Source organism: Bradyrhizobium sp. ISRA464, from assembly GCF_029910095.1.
In the GTDB taxonomy this organism is placed as follows: domain Bacteria; phylum Pseudomonadota; class Alphaproteobacteria; order Rhizobiales; family Xanthobacteraceae; genus Bradyrhizobium.
Genome location: NZ_CP094526.1, coordinates 2,297,645 through 2,315,381 on the forward strand (window position 1 = coordinate 2,297,645; position 17,737 = coordinate 2,315,381).

Sequence of the window (17,737 nt, forward strand, 5' to 3'; positions counted from 1 at the left end):
ATTTTCGTTAGCTGATAGCCCGAGTCGGGACGTGTCAGACCGCTTCACTTCACCTGCGGTCATTCTCTCATGCGACGAACGCTCGTCAATGCGTGGATAAGTTCGGCGCTGACTACGAGCGCTTGTCAAGCGCGGCCGCGCGAACCAGCTTCATGTGTTCGCTCCACTGTGCTTCTTAGAGCGGAGAGTCTTACGGCACTTCTTCAATGAGAAAGCGGCAAGCTGCTGCCCGAGCGTTGGCCGTTTGAGACATGCCTGGAACTATAACACGATCGCTCGATATGCGCATGCGGATAAGCATCAGTGCATCTGCGCGACGATCTTTAACCAAGAGATCACAACATCGATCGCTTTGTGAATTTGATCGTTGTAGGTCGCGGCGACAACAGCGCCAACGGCCGGAATGCCGGTCTTAATTGAGATGTCAATTGCGAGATCGATCTTCTTGCCACCCCACTTGATTGATGCGAGCGCGGTCTTCGCTAGCGCTTCGCCGGCCTTCTTGATCAATGAGATAGACGGGTTCGGCTCGCCTAATTCGGCGTGCAGCGCTGCCACGGGCTCGCGCAAACTTTCGACGATCTCCGTATCATCGAGCGTTTCAGGCGGGTTGTTGTGGCCCATGCCGACCGGCCTCGGCAGGTCCAACATGTCGAGTAGTTCTTTGAGAACGTAGCGAGCCCGCTCTCGTGCTTCGAGGTCTTGCTGCGAGCCGTACCGATCGTTCGGGTCGTCGCTGAAGTCTTCGAATGAAGGTCGCGCCTCCTCCGGTCCATCGTAGTCGTCTTGGTGATCATCGTGGTTCGGAGCCCATTCGAGAATGCCGTCCCTCTGCACCTCGAAGATCACTTCTTCGATAAGAGCCTGCGGTGCAATGCCGTCAAACTTTTCATAGAGTTCTTCGGTCGCGTCGTATGGACCGCCACGATTCCACAGGTACCCGCCCTCGGCAGATACGTAGGACGTGCGCTCGGCCGGGTCCTCGTAGTTCTGGCGAAACCAGTCGATCATAGCCTGCCGCTTGTCGGCCTTGCGCATCTTACGGAATTGAGTGCGCGTAATGTCGAACTGCGAGCTGTCCTTGAGAAATGCGGGCCGTTTTGCCATTACAAGCCAATCGAAATGTCGGTCAAAAGCAATGTCTAAAGTTGCATCCGGAAATGTTCAAGCCGGACGCGGCACCCTTGCGGTACCGTTCTCCCATCCCCGGCCTGCTTGAATGAAGCGGGGCGCTAGCGCCGCTCTTTCTCGGCGGGAGACCAGCGAGCAACCTGTGCCAACGGTCGCACCTCTATTCGCCGTGGCACGCGCCCATGACGAACAGCTCTATGTCGGATTCACAAAGGAAATCGAACCGCTGAAGTCGGGCCTTTTCATAGACGACAATCCGCCCAAGATCCCCACTCCGCGGCATGGACTACAAAAAGTCGAGAACGATCGCCGATGTTCTCTACACCGTCACGCCGCAAGGCGAGAACACGCTGAGGGTCCGCAACGGCAAGCGAGCGCTGGTTAAGGCGCTTCTCAAAGCCAAGAGAGTCGATCAGATCAAAGGCGACTAAGAAGTAAGCGGGATCGTGGATGACCTGCTCGGCCGCTTCTCTGCAGTCCGCCGAACTTTTCGTTTCGACCGGATGTCGTCCTGGCGAAGCTCGACCCTGCTGTGCTGGGGACTTTGACGCGCTGGTGATCGGCCTTCAAGCGGTGTCGCGCTTTAAGGGACAAATCGTTGTCCCTTACTGTGGCTTTTGCGGACGCGACGCGCACATGTCCTTGATAAGGGAGAACCGGCCTATTGCCGGCGTTTATTCCCGCTTGGGGCTATCGCCGAGGCTGCGACAAGCTGTTCTTTTGACAGGGGACAAGGAAGGGAGCGGGACCACCTAGGCGACGCCGAGACGCTGGCTCGGTATACTGGCCTGCCGACTGGGGTCAATAAAACCAATGACCTTATCGCGGAGCGCATGGATTAGGGCCGGCAGGCTTGGGGGGAAGGTCGCCGATGGTCGGCCCTGTGACGGTAGGTCTACAGACGCATTTTCGAGTGGAGCGGCCAATTCGCTTGTGATAAAGCGGCGGACCGCCCCTGAGCACAATGGGCGCCAGAGCCGCACAGGCGAATGCATGCGCTAGCGGCAGATCGGGAAAAACGGCTCCGCGTTGAACCAGGTGATGTCACCTTCGATTACTTCGGGCTACTGCAGCGGCCCTACAAATCGAAAGGATAGAACTCAATGACTACCACCCTCAATATCCGGGTGGACGTTGGTAATCTCGCATTAGCAGCGGCCATCATTGCGCACGCTCTAGTGCACTGACCGGAGTATCATCGAGCCAAACGAACCCGCTGGAGGCCTCCGGTGGGTTCAGCTTTTTGCGGGGCAGCGTCGAGTAGCAATGAGAAGCAGCAGCGCGGACGCTGCGAAAGACGTAGGTAAACGATGCGTATTCTGCGTTTCGTGCCCGTCCTGATGACGCGGTGGCGCGCGCGAGGAGGCCTGGAAGGAGATCACGCCGCTCGCCGACCTGTCGCAGGATACTTTTCCTCGCGCCCTGACGGGGCGACCTGCACACGTCTTGCACCGCTTGCGGGCGACAATGCGTTCGGCGTGACGCGCGCGACGATGGCGGTCGAAGCGACGCGGCAGCGGCCCTGCTGGTGGCCTCCGAGATGATGGCCCGACGGCTCAACGCGAGTCGGCCATTGCGGATCATATCGGTGACCCGCTGCGGCGGCGACTCGGCCATGCCCGGCGCGGCGCCGATTGCGGCGGCAAAGAGCCTCCTTGCAGCGCAAGGGATCGCGGCGACGCAGATTGCGGTGGTCGAGGTTATGGAGGCATTTGCCGCTCAAGCGATTGCCTGCGTCGAAGGCATCGGGGTGCAGGAATCGGCGCTCAACCGTGGCGGCGGCGGACTCGCACGGACAACCGATCGGTGCATCGGGCGCGATCCTGGCCGTGCGCCTATGAAATGCAATCGGAATCATCCGGTGCGATTGGGCTGGCGGCGATCGCGGCCGCGGGCGGGCTCGGCAGCGCCCTACTTGCGACGATCTGAGGAGAAGGACGGGCCGCGATGATTCAAATGCCGCCAGACCCCGAATCTCCGACGCAGGCGACCGCACTTCGCGTTGCGCGGGCGATCGATCTTGCCGCCTTCGTGGGCACCGAACTCGCTCCCCGCCGCTGGCGATCGATCACGCAGGATGAGGTCGACCGTTTCGTCGCGCTGACAGGTGATCGGAACCGGGTTCATACCGATACGGAGCGTGCCTGGTGCGAACTGGACGGAGGTGCGACGATCGCGCCCGGCCAATTGCTCCTGGCGCTCGTGCTGGCTCTTTTGCGGGAGGCATATGTCGTCATAGGTGCTGCGCAAAGCCGTGCGGCGGCTCTCCGTGCGGTTCGATTTCGCCATCCGGTGCGTCCGGGCGATATATTTCGACTACTGGCGCGATTGACCCTGGTGGAACAGCGACACGGCTTCGTGCAGATTGACGCATTATGCGATCTCGAACCGAACTCGGGAGAACGAGCGTTGACGTCACGCGCACCGATGTTTTTTCGACTGATGCAAACGCATTCGGTCAATGCGGCACTGGCGCTGCGAAAGCCAGGATCTCTGCAGAAGAAATCGACGCTTTTCCCAGCTACCTGAAAATTATCAAATCAACTAGTCGCATGAATCGGGTGCTGCCTACTCCGCGGCCTCGCAAGCCCATGAAGGGTGCCGAGCAAGTTAGGCCCGCTTCGAAGAAGGCCTCCGGCGATAGTGGCGCGTGCAGCGGACCACTGACTCAAACACCGATACAGCAGCGAAAACGGCGCGCGGCCCCCAGCGTACCAATTAGTCACGCGAGGGTGGTCCTTCTGGTCAGTTAACCTCGGCTGTAGATCCCGCCGCTCAGTCAACGATGCCCACCGTCACCGAGCTCCGTTCTTCTTCAAGAACGCCGCAACGAAATCGCAACGAATTGGGTGAAACGACCGTGAACAAAACGGGACGGAAACGACTGTCACGTCAAGAAATATCAATACCTTAGAAGATACTCACTGCGTTCGGGACGCAGGGGTCGCAGGTTCGAATCCTGCCACTCCGACCATTCATTTTTCAGGCGTTTTCTGATTGCTGGCGGTTCCCAAGTCAACCGGCAACGCCTGCTTCACCCCAATGTCATATCAGCTTCCGGGGCGGCGGTCGTGCGCGAATCGCGGCCGCTCGGTTCCTTTATCGTGAGCAGTGCCTAGCCGGCCATCGAGATACAAGGCGGCAGTCGACGCGGGATGGCGTTGAGCGCGCAGCTCTCTGGGGGACTGACGTTGTTTGTGGGGCATGCACCTGCATTCTCGCGACGTGAATCGTCCGAGGTTTGCATCTTCGTTTCGCCCCCTCTCGACCTTTCGGCGTCAGAGGCGCATTCTTGTGGATGTTCATCTGGTCTCCCCGGGGAACACTGAAGCTTCGCAACCTCAGCTTCCTCGGTTCAGACCAGATGGACAACCTCCTGAAAGCTCACAACTAGGGCGTCAGGCCTGCACGACTTCACCGTCCGCCTCATGCGCACTCGTCAGTTGCACAGTCAGCGTCCACCGCATCCCAACCCAACACTCGTGACGATCGCGAAGCGCCCCTCAGGCGGGTGAGACGGGCGCATTCATACACTGAGTTGCATTTCTGGAAAACAGAAATATTTCTGCCGCCAGACCTTGACAGGTTTTTGACCGAGTTGCCCGGACGGGCTTCCCAGGCCGTGGACCCGTAAATCTCCCAGGCGAACGGCTCGCCAGAGTCCGCTATCCCCCGATAGCGTCCAAATTCCGCAGCGCAGCCAAATGACGCGATGGGCCATAGGACTAAACCGCTCGCGCGGTAGGGCGCTGGGGCTGGCGACGCAGCCAAGACGATAGCGCGACGGGGCGTCCTGTTTTGAGATGAGGGGTTCGCAACCTTCACTCAAAACAGGAGCATCCCCAATGACCAAGCAGGCCATCAGTCCGTTGCGCCAGCGCATGATCGAAGACATGGCGATCCGCAAGTTCGCGCCCAAGACCCAACACGACTACGTGCAAAGGGTCAAGGACTTCGCGGTATTCCTCGGCCGCTCGCCCGACCTGGCCCAGTCGGAGGACGTGCGCGGCTTTCGGCTGCATCTGGCGTCGAACGGCGCCGGCGCGCCAAAGATCAACGCCACCGTCTCGGCGCTGCGGTTCTTCTTCAATGTGACGCTCGATCGGCCCGAGCTTGCCAAGCACCTGTCGTTCATGCACGAGCCACGCAAGGTTCCGGTTGTTCTCAGCCCGGAAGAGGTTGCGCGCTTTCTGGAGGCGGCGCCGAGCATCAAATACAAGGCGGCGCTCAGTGTCGCTTACGGTGCAGGGTTGCGTGTCTCTGAGGTCGTCGCGTTGAAGGTATCCGACATCGATTCCGAACGCATGATGCTGCGCGTCGAGCAGGGCAAAGGCCGCAAGGATCGCCACGCGATGCTTTCCCCTGTGCTGCTCGAACTTCTGCGCGATTGGTACCGCATTTCCCGCCCGCAGGGCTGGCTGTTTCCGGGACTGAAGCCGGCCAGCCCGATGACGACGCGCCAGCTCACGCGCGCCTGCCACGCGGCGGCCCACATGGCCGAGATCGCCAAGCGGGTGACGCCGCACACCCTGCGCCACAGCTTCGCGACCCACCTGCTCGAGCAGAACATTGATATTCGGGTGATCCAGGTCCTGTTGGGCCACGCCAAGCTCGAGACCACGGCGCTCTATACCCGCGTCGCCACCAACACCATCCGCGAGGTCATGAGCCCGCTGGATCACCTCACCCCGCTCCGCGCCAAGCGAGACGAGCCGCCTGCCTGACGCGCAGGCCGCGCATGTCGCGCCCGGCTTTGGAGGTTGCGGATATCTTCCGCAGCCATGGCCTAGCATGGCGTCAAGCCCATGCCGGTCATATCAGCCTCGACCAGATGAAGGTGATGTCGGCGATCGAGCGCTGCCGCACGGCGGCCCTCGGGGGCCACGTCGCGCGCTGCGCGGACTGCGCTTATACCACGATCGCCTACAACTCCTGCCGCAACCGGCACTGCCCGAAGTGCCAGGGCGCCGCCGCGAAGGACTGGCTTGCCGACCGCGAGGCCGAGCTGTTGCCGGTGCCGTACTATCACGTCGTGTTCACGCTGCCGGCGGCCATCGCCGACATCGCCTACCAGAACAAGGCCGTGGTCTACGATCTGCTGTTCAAGGTCTCGGCCGAGACCATGCTGACGATCGCCGCCGATCCGAAGCATCTGGGTGGGCGGATCGGCGTCACCTCCGTGCTGCACACCTGGGGTTCGGCGCTGACCCATCACCCCCACGTGCACATGATCGTGCCGGGCGGCGGCATCTCGTCCGACGGCCAGCGCTGGGTGTCGTGCCGGCCGGGCTTCTTCCTGTCCGTGCGCGTGCTCTCCCGCCTGTTCCGGCGACTGTTCCTGGAGAAGCTTGTCGCCGCCCACCAAGCCGGCCGCCTCAGCTTCTTCGGCGACCACGCCCATCTCGCCGAGGCGCAATCCTTCGCGACTCATCTCGCCCCGCTGCGCACGGCCGAGTGGGTCGTCTATTCAAAGCGGCCGTTCGGCGGCCCTGAGGCGGTGCCGGCCTATCTGTCGCGCTACACCCATCGCGTGGCCATCGCCAACAGCCGATTGATCGCCTGCGACGAGGGCGGCGTCACCTTCAAGTGGAAGGACTACCGCATCGAGGGCCGCGATCGATACAAGCAGATGACGCTCGCCACAGATGAGTTCATCCGCCGCTTCCTCATCCACGTGCTGCCAAAAGGCTTGCATCGCATCCGCCACTACGGCCTGTTCGCCAAAGGCGCTTGTGCCGCCAACGTCGCACGCGCCCGTGAGCTGCTCGCCGCTGCAAAACCTGAAGGCCAGCCTACCGCCGATCCCAGCAAGCCGAGCTGTCCATGCTGTGGCGGCTGCATGATCGTCATCGAGGTTTTCGCGCGCGGTGCAACGCCGCGGCATCGGCCGACAGCTCCAATGAACCGCATCAGGATCGACACCTCATGATCACGTCTCAATCCTGCAAATCTGCTCGTCGTGCCCGCTGGCTCTCGACCGGCCACGGCAGAGCGCGCTCAGATTTCCCCCAGCCGTCGCAAATCGACGGACAAATTATGGAGTTCGATGCCACCCGTGGCCCGTTCGTCAGCCGCTCAACCGTCGAACAACCCGCTGCATCGGCTCGATTCAAATCAGCCATCTCGCCCGCGGCGCTCAAATCCCCATAGTCCCGGCCGCACAGCCTTACGTTCCCTTACCCGCGGTTTCCTCCCTTGGAGGCTTTCGGACGCCGGCCGCCGAATGCGCGGCGCTGTCCCTCAAACGGCCGGCATCCGAAACCCTTCACAAAAGCCGACGTGCGTTCTACCTATTCGATCACCTCGTCGGCGTGCCGGGTCAATGAGAGCGGCACCGCGATTCCTAGCATTACAGTTGTAATTTTTGCTTGAGATGCGCTTTGCGCGCGTTGGCTTGATGAGCCCTGCGCCAGGATGACCATGCGAGGATGTGGGCATGCGGGATGCGCCGCTGGGCGAGCTTCATGGCGATGCGGCGGATTTCCTGGATCGACCAGCGGATCAAGAACGATGCTTCGGTCGGGGCCGCGGTCGCGTTTTTTTAAGCAATGCTCCGGTGTTGGCCCGATGACGGATGACGGCCATCGTGGCGAAGGCAAGCATGACCAGTGAGACATGGCGATGCCAGCCATGCCAGGAGCGGGTTTCGTTGTGATCAAGACCGAGCTCGTTCTTGGCGGTTTCGAAGCTGTCTTCGATGGCCCAGCGATGGCCTTCCACGGATACCAGCTTCTGCATGGACGTGCCCTTGGGGCACCATGTGGAGAAGAAGGCTAAGCTGTTGTCGGCAATATTGCGGCGGATCAGAAGACCTCGGGTCCATTCCCCGGCAAGGTCGTCGTTGTATTCGCCGGCGTCGAGATCGGCCAGCTCAAGATAGGCCCAGTCGTGCCAGCGCGGACCTTTGGTTCCTTCGCCGGACGGCAGGCGGCGCCAGGCCTTCTTGGGAAGGCTCTGCGCGATCGTAGAGGCAGTGCCGGCGACAGGCTGCTGCTTGCCCCAGGAATAGAACACGTGATTGGAAGCAACCCCCAGAACATAGCCTTTGCCCGCCTTGCGCAGCAGGGTTTCGATCGCTCCCGTGCCATACACGCTGTCCGCTGCTACGAACGAGAACGGCACCTTTGCGGCGATCGCGCGAGCGATCATTTGATGCGCGATCCGGGGCTTCGTCGCAAAGCTCACATCGCTCGGGACATGTGCGGCCTTCAGGCGAGCGGGTTCGTCCGTCCATTCCTTTGGCAGGTAGAGCGCCCGATCGATGAAGGCATGGCCATGCCGCGACACATAGGAGGCAAACACTCCGATCTGGCAATTGGTGATCTTGCCCGCCGAGCCAGTGTACTGGCGCGCGACCCCACACGAGGCCTTGCCCTGTTTCAAAAAGCCGGTCTCATCGATGACCAGAACCGCGTCCTCGTCACCCAGCGTTTCCAGCGCGTACTCACGTACAATATCGCGCAGCGCGTCGGCATCCCACTGCCCCCGACCCAGAATCGCCTGCTGGCGCCACGGGCCTGGATCGCCAGCCGCTTCCGCCCGCATCCAACCCGTCTTGCGCGGCTCGTTGCCCAACAGTCCGTCGAGAAATTGCCCCGCCGAGGCCGCGACCCGCTCTTGCGTAAACAGCGGACGGATGCGTTGCTTGGCATCTCGCAACGACGAAGCCCACAGCGTCAGCGTATCCTCAACCGACGCGCCACCAATCATCAGATCCCGAATCATGGTCGCCCATAGATTCAGAACCTTCAGGAAGATGCAACTGTAATGCTAGAGCCTTGGCGGCCTAAGCGCCAGCCTGAGTATGTGATACGATCACGCTATCCTCATAGCTCAAGAGACAGCGAGGGCGAATTCGCGCGATTGATGCACGGCAGGAATACCGTAGCGGCGAGCGAGTGCTGGCCCGGCCGGGCGATCATTTCCACAGTTCTGACGGCGGCATACCCCGACGGTCAAGGATTACGCCGCGAGAACGAAACAGCATATGCAGCGTCGCGGATATCGATCAGCGGATCATCGGACTGCTCGATTCCATCGGTGAGCTGACCCGGTAGAAACAGCAATCTTTTCTGGACCTCAGCACTGTTCTCCGCTGCCCTGTCGATCGTCAGCACTCCAAGCTCTACCACCTTACGATTCTCGGGCCAGCGTTTTGTCGGATCTTTCGTGGAGTCGTCCGCCGCAGCGAGTTGTGCCTTGAAGTGAAACGTAGCCGGCCCCCGCTTCAGACGTTCTGGCAACTCCTCCATCAAGAAGTCCGGTGTCCGTTTGGCCGCGTCAGATTTATCCAGATGAACGACCTTCTCAGGCAGCATCTGATACCGGACTGCCTGCCTCCCACCCGCTTTGTTGACGAAAACGAACGCATCAATGCCGTAGTATTCTTCGTCGGCGAAGCTGTCTGGCGTAGCCACAGCGCTGAAAGCGGCAGGAACCGAAGGATGGCTCGCCGCGAACTGTTCGAATTTCGTCGGCTTGATAGCATTCGGCGGGCTGTCCGCCAGCGCCAATAGCAGGTCGCGAAACTCTTCGCCCGTAGACACAGGGAAGAACTTGAAAGAATTGATCACAATGTCCGTGTCGCTGCCGTCCGGCAGATGGAACTTCACTGCCATCCCGTGCGGATTGGCATTTTCGGACCCATCCGGTAGGTTCGGTACGCCCGTCGAGTCCGAGAAGCGCACCGTCACCGGGATCGTGGCACCGCTGAACAGGGCCGCTCGGCTTAGCCCAGCGGCTTCCGCGGATGCCTTGAAACTACCCTCGACCGCAATGCCTTTGGCATGATTAGCACGGAATCCGGGATGCACCCCGAATACCTTATTCATTGCATTGACGAGCTGTTCCGCGAGGGGCTGGTCCTGCGCCAGTGCACCGACGGGTAAGGCCAAACCTAACCCAACCAGCGCAGCAACGACTTTGCAGTTTTTCATGGGCGCCTCCTATGTAAGGCGCAAGCAGTATAGCATCAAAAAGACGGGCTATGTGCGAGTTCAGTCTCGGTATGAGTCAGTGGTCGCGCGCGCACTTCCATGCTTGGCGGGGGCGCTGTTCACGCGGGCTAGATTCTTTCATCAAGAACTAACGTTCGCCTGAGTAAGCCAATTGACTGCTCAGGGTCAAAAAGCCGCCTATAGCGACCGACTAGGCGGCTTCCCCTTTAGCCCGACGAGCGGACGTGCCGATGGTCGAAGAGAACTTCGGGCAGCTAATGATGAACGATATGATGACATGAACGGAATGATGTGGGGCATGGGCTTGTTCGGGCTATTGATTGTTGTGGCGCTTGTGTTGGTGGTTGCGGCTCTAATTAAACGCCGGACAAGCGCACCTTCGATGATTTGAAGGAATGCTGGACCACACGGCAGCGTTATGGAAAGCTTCAATCGGCTAGGCCCGGCGCGGCAGCCAGAGAGACGAGCGCGAGCGTAACAGGGGCTCGCGCGAGCTTTGAATTCGGGCAGGTCGGTCGGGAGCTTAACCGCGAGGCTGCGCAGGCCCGCCTCGCCAGCCGTTCTCAAAGGCAGATTAGCTGTACAAACAGGTACCCGCAACGCGACGGGTCAAGCACCGCAGAAGGTGCGAGGCTCGGAGCCGCCGCTAGCGTTTCTCTGTGCCGTTTCATGCTTTGCGGGCTGCGCGATGCTTTGTGGCTGCGCGGATACGCTCATTTTTTTTCATGCTTCTGGCCGCCCTTGCGCTCAGCCTTGTGGGCGCCCTTGTGGCCGCCAGCACCAGGCCCGGTTCCAGATTTGTCGCCCTTGGCGAGGATCACATTTCGTCCCGAGAAGCCCTGGTGGCCACTTCCGGCGATGCCGCCGGGAGCGATTTGGCCTTGCTGGATAGCAACGCCTGCAGCTCCCAATTCAGAGTCTCCGACTAGCGCCCGCCCGGCTGTCAACGCCATCACTGTCGTCGGCGCACAAAAAATGACTGTCAGAACCAAAATCGTTCTTCGCATGGCACCCTCCAGCTGGGAAACTGATGGGAAACTCCGAGTTCACCCCTAAGTTCCCGACACTCAAGGGACGCACTGATCGGCCCCCAAGGAGATCGCGCCGGTCTCGACGCCGGACCCCCTTGTGCGCGGGCTTCCGATGCCAGGGGTGCTCGGTCCAGGCGAGACCGTCTCGATTACGCACGAGAGCGGACTTGATCCAAATTGAGGATGCCAGCAATGGGTCATTCTCGACTGAGCCAGCCGGTTCTGCCCGCCATTCGATGTCCGCTCTGACCTAAAAGCGACCCAGTTGTTGCACGCCCGCGAAACGACGCGAAGGGCCACAGGACTAAACCGCTCGCGCGGTAGGGCGCTGGGGCTGGCGACGCAGCCAAGACGATAGCGCGACGGGGCGTCCTGTTTTGAGATGAGGGGTTCGCAACCTTCACTCAAAACAGGAGCATCCCCAATGACCAAGCAGGCCATCAGTCCGTTGCGCCAGCGCATGATCGAAGACATGGCGATCCGCAAGTTCGCGCCCAAGACCCAACACGACTACGTGCAAAGGGTCAAGGACTTCGCGGTATTCCTCGGCCGCTCGCCCGACCTGGCCCAGTCGGAGGACGTGCGCGGCTTTCGGCTGCATCTGGCGTCGAACGGCGCCGGCGCGCCAAAGATCAACGCCACCGTCTCGGCGCTGCGGTTCTTCTTCAATGTGACGCTCGATCGGCCCGAGCTTGCCAAGCACCTGTCGTTCATGCACGAGCCACGCAAGGTTCCGGTTGTTCTCAGCCCGGAAGAGGTTGCGCGCTTTCTGGAGGCGGCGCCGAGCATCAAATACAAGGCGGCGCTCAGTGTCGCTTACGGTGCAGGGTTGCGTGTCTCTGAGGTCGTCGCGTTGAAGGTATCCGACATCGATTCCGAACGCATGATGCTGCGCGTCGAGCAGGGCAAAGGCCGCAAGGATCGCCACGCGATGCTTTCCCCTGTGCTGCTCGAACTTCTGCGCGATTGGTACCGCATTTCCCGCCCGCAGGGCTGGCTGTTTCCGGGACTGAAGCCGGCCAGCCCGATGACGACGCGCCAGCTCACGCGCGCCTGCCACGCGGCGGCCCACATGGCCGAGATCGCCAAGCGGGTGACGCCGCACACCCTGCGCCACAGCTTCGCGACCCACCTGCTCGAGCAGAACATTGATATTCGGGTGATCCAGGTCCTGTTGGGCCACGCCAAGCTCGAGACCACGGCGCTCTATACCCGCGTCGCCACCAACACCATCCGCGAGGTCATGAGCCCGCTGGATCACCTCACCCCGCTCCGCGCCAAGCGAGACGAGCCGCCTGCCTGACGCGCAGGCCGCGCATGTCGCGCCCGGCTTTGGAGGTTGCGGATATCTTCCGCAGCCATGGCCTAGCATGGCGTCAAGCCCATGCCGGTCATATCAGCCTCGACCAGATGAAGGTGATGTCGGCGATCGAGCGCTGCCGCACGGCGGCCCTCGGGGGCCACGTCGCGCGCTGCGCGGACTGCGCTTATACCACGATCGCCTACAACTCCTGCCGCAACCGGCACTGCCCGAAGTGCCAGGGCGCCGCCGCGAAGGACTGGCTTGCCGACCGCGAGGCCGAGCTGTTGCCGGTGCCGTACTATCACGTCGTGTTCACGCTGCCGGCGGCCATCGCCGACATCGCCTACCAGAACAAGGCCGTGGTCTACGATCTGCTGTTCAAGGTCTCGGCCGAGACCATGCTGACGATCGCCGCCGATCCGAAGCATCTGGGTGGGCGGATCGGCGTCACCTCCGTGCTGCACACCTGGGGTTCGGCGCTGACCCATCACCCCCACGTGCACATGATCGTGCCGGGCGGCGGCATCTCGTCCGACGGCCAGCGCTGGGTGTCGTGCCGGCCGGGCTTCTTCCTGTCCGTGCGCGTGCTCTCCCGCCTGTTCCGGCGACTGTTCCTGGAGAAGCTTGTCGCCGCCCACCAAGCCGGCCGCCTCAGCTTCTTCGGCGACCACGCCCATCTCGCCGAGGCGCAATCCTTCGCGACTCATCTCGCCCCGCTGCGCACGGCCGAGTGGGTCGTCTATTCAAAGCGGCCGTTCGGCGGCCCTGAGGCGGTGCCGGCCTATCTGTCGCGCTACACCCATCGCGTGGCCATCGCCAACAGCCGATTGATCGCCTGCGACGAGGGCGGCGTCACCTTCAAGTGGAAGGACTACCGCATCGAGGGCCGCGATCGATACAAGCAGATGACGCTCGCCACAGATGAGTTCATCCGCCGCTTCCTCATCCACGTGCTGCCAAAAGGCTTGCATCGCATCCGCCACTACGGCCTGTTCGCCAAAGGCGCTTGTGCCGCCAACGTCGCACGCGCCCGTGAGCTGCTCGCCGCTGCAAAACCTGAAGGCCAGCCTACCGCCGATCCCAGCAAGCCGAGCTGTCCATGCTGTGGCGGCTGCATGATCGTCATCGAGGTTTTCGCGCGCGGTGCAACGCCGCGGCATCGGCCGACAGCTCCAATGAACCGCATCAGGATCGACACCTCATGATCACGTCTCAATCCTGCAAATCTGCTCGTCGTGCCCGCTGGCTCTCGACCGGCCACGGCAGAGCGCGCTCAGATTTCCCCCAGCCGTCGCAAATCGACGGACAAATTATGGAGTTCGATGCCACCCGTGGCCCGTTCGTCAGCCGCTCAACCGTCGAACAACCCGCTGCATCGGCTCGATTCAAATCAGCCATCTCGCCCGCGGCGCTCAAATCCCCATAGTCCCGGCCGCACAGCCTTACGTTCCCTTACCCGCGGTTTCCTCCCTTGGAGGCTTTCGGACGCCGGCCGCCGAATGCGCGGCGCTGTCCCTCAAACGGCCGGCATCCGAAACCCTTCACATAAGCGGTCATTCAAGCCAATCGAGAGCGAATTAGCTTGCCTTGCTTTGAGTCCTTTTGCACTCTCAGGCAAGGAGGCCGATGCATGAGGATAATGACCGTCGCGTGCGCTCTCGGAGCGGCCCTGGTGCTGTGTAACCTCGGGACGTCTGGTGCTGAAGCCCGGGCGCGGAAGGCACAGGTCGTTCATGAACCAAGGAGGGTTGTTATCCCGGTGCCCGTGATAAGGCCAACTCCGTGGGATTATTATATTGTTCCACGATATCGTTATCGCCCTGAAGACGACCGGGTCGATCCATACGGCCCGCCCCTGGTGTCGTCGTGGCGCCTCTATGAGGGGTGGCGGTGGCCATACTGGTGGTGAACAGCGGTCACGCCAAACAGATCGCATTCCGGGGGAAGTGGTGATCGTCCCCTGACGGACGCGGAGGTGAAGCGTAACGCCGGGACAAAACCGCGCATCGTGATGCCGCGTTGTGGCTGCGGACCGCTATGGGTTCACAAGCGGCGGTGGAGGCGAGCGCGGACCGATGTCCAGTTTACCCCTGACAGCCGACGTGACAACGGCTTGAGCTCAATCGGAGTCATCGGCGACACGTTCGGCACGGTCAAGGCGTCGGCGGTCAGATTGCCCCAGCAGGGGGATATCAATCACCGGACCGCCAGGTACGACAAAGCGGCGAGCGCAGCGAGTTGCGGAGCGTGACGCCAAGGGGCTTTCAGGTCTACGCGGTCGGGCACAACAGCGGCAACTGCGAAAAGATCATGGGGACGGTCATCTCATACGATGCTCGCGGCTGGGCCAATGGCCATGTCGAGTGGAACGAGACCAGGTCAGTCTCGAAGCCGACGCCCGGAGTTCTGTTCGATGGGCAGCTCTCGTGGGGCGACAGCAAGGTCATGCAGCTGCCCGACGCGGTTCAGAGCTACCTCGTTTCGGTCAAGCTGTTCAACGGCAAGACACGCGACTACAACGCGCCCGCGCGGGACGAATTCCTCACGCTGGACAGGGACGACGCCAATCGCAGCCTGAAGCTCAGTCCGCGATCACTTGCCGAGGCCTTCAAATAGTTCCTGCTGCTCGTGCACCGCAAAGAGGCGCTGTTGAACGTTGCAATCAATGGCGGCGTTCCCTGGACCTCGTGCCAATTAAATTGGGTAGGAGATATGTCAGAGGGGCGCACTCGAGAGGAAGCGTCGTGATTCAGATGGCCGGCCGGTTTGATATCACGGACCAGTCCAGGGGCGTCCAAGGTGGCCTGACTAGCAAACATACGTTCAGTCCGCCCAGGTATCCGATTTTGTCTTTTTCTGGGGGCGGGGCACACGCTTCCCACTAATTTTGTCAGATATGCCGCGACAAGAGGCGTTTTCCGTAGGCGCCTGACGCAATCGCCCTCTATATTATCACGTGACTGGTCGAAATTGCGCTCGTGCGAGAGCCTACCCCCGAGCTTACAAAAGTGGATCTCGATGATGTTATCGCTTCCCAAAACGAAGATTCGCGTCCTGCTGCTGGAGGGCGTGAACGATTCTGCGGCCCGGATGTTCGAAGCCAATGGCTATACCGAGCTGCAACGCCTGCCCAAGGCGCTGGGACCTGGAGAACTCAAGCGAGCTCTTTCTGGCATCCACATGTTGGGAATTCGCTCGCGGACACAGCTCACCGCGGAAATCTTGGAAACCGCCGATCGCCTGCTCGTTGTCGGCTGCTTTTCAGTCGGCACCAATCAAGTCGATCTCGACGCCGCGCGAAAACTTGGGATTCCTGTATTCAACGCGCCATACTCCAACACTCGCAGCGTGGCTGAACTGACCATCGCCGAGGTCGTGATGCTGTTCCGCCGGATATTTCCGCGTTCGATCTCCGCACATGCTGGCGGCTGGGACAAGTCTGCCGAAGGCAGCCGCGAGGTGCGCGGCAAGACGCTGGGCATCGTCGGCTACGGTAACATCGGCTCGCAACTATCGAACCTCGCGGAAGCCATGGGCATGCGCGTGATCTATTTCGATCAGACCGATAAGCTGCGTCACGGTAATACCGAGCCGACCGACACGCTTGACGACTTGCTCGCGGCGAGTGACGTCGTATCGCTGCATGTGCCGGAGACGCCAGCTACCGCCAATATGATTGGCGCGGCTCAGCTTCAGCTGATGAAGCCCGAGGCCTATCTGATCAACAACTCGCGCGGCACCGTGGTCGACCTCGATGCACTGGCGAGCGCCTTGCGTGACGGCCGGCTGGCAGGAGCCGCGGTCGACGTGTTTCCAGTCGAACCGACATCGAACGAAGACCGCTTCGTATCGCCGTTGCAAGGCTTGTCCAATGTGATTCTCACGCCACATGTCGGCGGTTCGACGGAAGAAGCGCAGGACCGCATCGGCGGCGAGGTAGCCCGCAAGCTGATCGATTATTCCGATGTCGGCTCGACCTTCGGCGCGGTCAATTTTCCGCAGGTGCAATTGCCGGCGCGGCCGACCGGCACCCGCTTCATCCATGTTCACCGCAACAATCCCGGCGTAATGCGTCAGGTCAACGACGCGGTCTCTCGGCACGGGATCAACATCCTGGCGCAATACCTGCAGACCGATCCGGAAGTCGGCTACGTCGTGCTCGAGACCGACGTTGTCGGCGGCGAGGGCGAGGAACTCTTGGCCGAGCTGAAAGCCGTTCGCGGCACTATCCGCGCGCGGGTGCTGTATGACCAGAACCGGCCGCAGAGTCGATAAGCTATTCGGCGGAGCAGGTGCTATGGTGCAGAACGATCTGCGCGGCGGCATGACGCCGGTCGCTGCATTGGTAGCCGACGGCCGTACTGTGTGGGGGAGCAATTATGTGGCGGCGCGCCTGCCATCATAATGCGCGCTCGTCGCGTTTCGCGTGTAGGCGTGGGGGCTGGACCCCATCTCCGTCCGGAAGGCGAAGATGAAAGCTGACGCGGAGCCGTAGCCCAGTTGCATCGCTGCTTCGGTCACTCCCATGCCGCTTCTCAACAGCTCGATTGCACGCAGCAGCCGTACCCGTCGTCGCCACGATCGGAGGCTCGAGCCCATCTCCGCTTCGAACTGACGCGTGAGCGTCCGCGACGACATGCCGAGCAACTTGGCCCAATCGTCCAAACTTCGCGCGTCCGCCGGATCGACGTAAAGCGCTTCGCAAAGACGCAGCAAGCGTTCGCCGCGCGGCCACGGCAATCCTCCCGTCAGCGCCCGAGCCCTGCCGAGCTGATCGAGGATGAGCGTCGTGACGCGGTCCGTGTAGCCGTCGTCGTCTTTGTGTCCTTCGATGGCAGCCGCTTCGACGATCAGCTCCTTCAACAGAGGTGAGACGGCCAGCACCGTCGGAGTTGACGGCAGATTTCGTCCGGAGTCGACGGCTATCCAGAGGCTGCGGAATTCGGCACCCAGCAGCGAACCTACCCGATGGCGGATGCCACTCGGCAACCAGACAGCTTGCTCCGGCGAGATGACGAAGGACCGGTTCTCCGCGATTGCCATAAGCACGCCGTCGACCGCATAGACGACCTGATGCCATTCATGCGCATGCTCCGGGAATTCGTGCCGTGGCGGGATCGACTGGGCTCGCATCGTAATCGGGCGCGGGGGCGGGGCGTCCGGCGGAGCCGATATCGGGGTCCATGACATGCCGTCTCCGATTGGCTGATATTCTACATAAATTGGCAAAACGTCGAAAGACAGCCGCTTTTCGCTTTGGTAGCGATCGAAATCAAGGGGTGGCACCTCCGAAAGCTCGCCAGCCCGTCTTCCGT

The 17,737-nt window shown here is 61.4% G+C and carries 14 protein-coding genes; 8 read left to right on the plus strand and 6 right to left on the minus strand.

The genetic code is table 11. The features are described 5' to 3' along the window. Nucleotides 1-300: 300 nt before the first annotated feature. Entirely contained in the window at nucleotides 301-1,107 is an 807-nt protein-coding gene (locus tag MTX19_RS10775) for a hypothetical protein (protein WP_280983572.1), read from the minus strand. Nucleotides 1,108-1,412: 305 nt separating this feature from the next. On the opposite strand from MTX19_RS10775, the gene MTX19_RS10780 reads away from it, so the two are divergent. From MTX19_RS10780 to MTX19_RS10795, 4 genes are all read left to right on the plus strand, one after another. Continuing rightward, nucleotides 1,413-1,562, plus strand: coding sequence for a hypothetical protein (locus tag MTX19_RS10780; protein WP_280983573.1), 150 nt, complete (start codon nucleotides 1,413-1,415; stop codon nucleotides 1,560-1,562). Between the two features lie 1,516 nt (nucleotides 1,563-3,078). Beyond that, nucleotides 3,079-3,660 (plus strand): MaoC/PaaZ C-terminal domain-containing protein, encoded by a 582-nt coding sequence (locus MTX19_RS10785; protein WP_280983574.1) that lies wholly within the window; start codon nucleotides 3,079-3,081, stop codon nucleotides 3,658-3,660. A 1,316-nt stretch (nucleotides 3,661-4,976) separates the two neighbouring features. Then, nucleotides 4,977-5,855, plus strand: a complete 879-nt coding sequence (locus MTX19_RS10790) for a tyrosine-type recombinase/integrase (RefSeq protein ID WP_280979743.1) — start codon at nucleotides 4,977-4,979, stop codon at nucleotides 5,853-5,855. Nucleotides 5,856-5,869: 14 nt separating this feature from the next. Then, nucleotides 5,870-7,060 carry an IS91 family transposase gene (locus MTX19_RS10795; RefSeq protein WP_280979744.1) on the plus strand — a complete coding sequence of 397 codons (1,191 nt, stop codon included), beginning with the start codon at nucleotides 5,870-5,872 and terminating at the stop codon, nucleotides 7,058-7,060. Between the two features lie 420 nt (nucleotides 7,061-7,480). On the opposite strand, the gene MTX19_RS10800 is transcribed toward MTX19_RS10795, so the two are convergent. The 4 genes from MTX19_RS10800 to MTX19_RS10815 form a co-directional block, all read right to left on the minus strand. After that, on the minus strand, nucleotides 7,481-7,636 hold the full coding sequence (locus MTX19_RS10800; RefSeq protein ID WP_280978692.1) for a hypothetical protein: 156 nt from the start codon (nucleotides 7,634-7,636) through the stop codon (nucleotides 7,481-7,483). Then, complete coding sequence (locus MTX19_RS10805; RefSeq protein WP_280985451.1) at nucleotides 7,633-8,856, minus strand: IS701 family transposase; 1,224 nt, start codon at nucleotides 8,854-8,856, stop codon at nucleotides 7,633-7,635. Before MTX19_RS10805 ends, MTX19_RS10800 begins: the two co-directional genes overlap by 4 nt. A gap of 230 nt (nucleotides 8,857-9,086) precedes the next feature. Further along, entirely contained in the window at nucleotides 9,087-10,067 is a 981-nt protein-coding gene (locus MTX19_RS10810; RefSeq protein WP_280983575.1) for a catalase family peroxidase, read from the minus strand. 734 nt (nucleotides 10,068-10,801) lie between these two features. Further along, on the minus strand, nucleotides 10,802-11,095 hold the full coding sequence (locus MTX19_RS10815; protein ID WP_280985961.1) for a hypothetical protein: 294 nt from the start codon (nucleotides 11,093-11,095) through the stop codon (nucleotides 10,802-10,804). Nucleotides 11,096-11,543: 448 nt separating this feature from the next. Between MTX19_RS10815 and MTX19_RS10820 the strand changes: the two genes are divergently transcribed. The 4 genes from MTX19_RS10820 (at nucleotide 11,544) to serA (ending at nucleotide 16,697) form a co-directional block, all read left to right on the plus strand. Further along, nucleotides 11,544-12,422: a tyrosine-type recombinase/integrase gene (locus tag MTX19_RS10820; protein WP_280979743.1), complete on the plus strand. Its 879-nt coding sequence runs from the start codon at nucleotides 11,544-11,546 to the stop codon at nucleotides 12,420-12,422. 14 nt (nucleotides 12,423-12,436) lie between these two features. Then, on the plus strand, nucleotides 12,437-13,627 hold the full coding sequence (locus tag MTX19_RS10825) for an IS91 family transposase (protein ID WP_280979744.1): 1,191 nt from the start codon (nucleotides 12,437-12,439) through the stop codon (nucleotides 13,625-13,627). 1,105 nt (nucleotides 13,628-14,732) lie between these two features. Next, nucleotides 14,733-15,038 carry a hypothetical protein gene (locus MTX19_RS10830; protein ID WP_280983577.1) on the plus strand — a complete coding sequence of 102 codons (306 nt, stop codon included), beginning with the start codon at nucleotides 14,733-14,735 and terminating at the stop codon, nucleotides 15,036-15,038. A gap of 402 nt (nucleotides 15,039-15,440) precedes the next feature. Then, nucleotides 15,441-16,697 carry a phosphoglycerate dehydrogenase gene (serA, locus tag MTX19_RS10835; RefSeq protein ID WP_280983578.1) on the plus strand — a complete coding sequence of 419 codons (1,257 nt, stop codon included), beginning with the start codon at nucleotides 15,441-15,443 and terminating at the stop codon, nucleotides 16,695-16,697. A gap of 102 nt (nucleotides 16,698-16,799) precedes the next feature. Here serA and MTX19_RS10840 read toward each other — a convergent pair whose 3' ends face one another. Then, complete coding sequence (locus MTX19_RS10840) at nucleotides 16,800-17,708, minus strand: helix-turn-helix transcriptional regulator (protein ID WP_280985962.1); 909 nt, start codon at nucleotides 17,706-17,708, stop codon at nucleotides 16,800-16,802. Nucleotides 17,709-17,737 lie beyond the last annotated feature (29 nt).

What these genes read in the sequence shown, in the direction of transcription:
- MTX19_RS10815 (WP_280985961.1), bottom strand. Translation starts at nt 11,095, where the DNA reads ATGCGAAGAACGATTTTGGTTCTGACAGTCATTTTTTGTGCGCCGACG.
- MTX19_RS10795 (WP_280979744.1), top strand. Translation starts at nt 5,870, where the DNA reads ATGTCGCGCCCGGCTTTGGAGGTTGCGGATATCTTCCGCAGCCATGGC.
- MTX19_RS10780 (WP_280983573.1), top strand. Translation starts at nt 1,413, where the DNA reads ATGGACTACAAAAAGTCGAGAACGATCGCCGATGTTCTCTACACCGTC.
- MTX19_RS10825 (WP_280979744.1), top strand. Translation starts at nt 12,437, where the DNA reads ATGTCGCGCCCGGCTTTGGAGGTTGCGGATATCTTCCGCAGCCATGGC.
- MTX19_RS10790 (WP_280979743.1), top strand. Translation starts at nt 4,977, where the DNA reads ATGACCAAGCAGGCCATCAGTCCGTTGCGCCAGCGCATGATCGAAGAC.
- MTX19_RS10785 (WP_280983574.1), top strand. Translation starts at nt 3,079, where the DNA reads ATGATTCAAATGCCGCCAGACCCCGAATCTCCGACGCAGGCGACCGCA.
- MTX19_RS10805 (WP_280985451.1), bottom strand. Translation starts at nt 8,856, where the DNA reads ATGATTCGGGATCTGATGATTGGTGGCGCGTCGGTTGAGGATACGCTG.
- MTX19_RS10830 (WP_280983577.1), top strand. Translation starts at nt 14,733, where the DNA reads ATGGGGACGGTCATCTCATACGATGCTCGCGGCTGGGCCAATGGCCAT.
- serA (WP_280983578.1), top strand. Translation starts at nt 15,441, where the DNA reads ATGATGTTATCGCTTCCCAAAACGAAGATTCGCGTCCTGCTGCTGGAG.
- MTX19_RS10810 (WP_280983575.1), bottom strand. Translation starts at nt 10,067, where the DNA reads ATGAAAAACTGCAAAGTCGTTGCTGCGCTGGTTGGGTTAGGTTTGGCC.
- MTX19_RS10820 (WP_280979743.1), top strand. Translation starts at nt 11,544, where the DNA reads ATGACCAAGCAGGCCATCAGTCCGTTGCGCCAGCGCATGATCGAAGAC.
- MTX19_RS10775 (WP_280983572.1), bottom strand. Translation starts at nt 1,107, where the DNA reads ATGGCAAAACGGCCCGCATTTCTCAAGGACAGCTCGCAGTTCGACATT.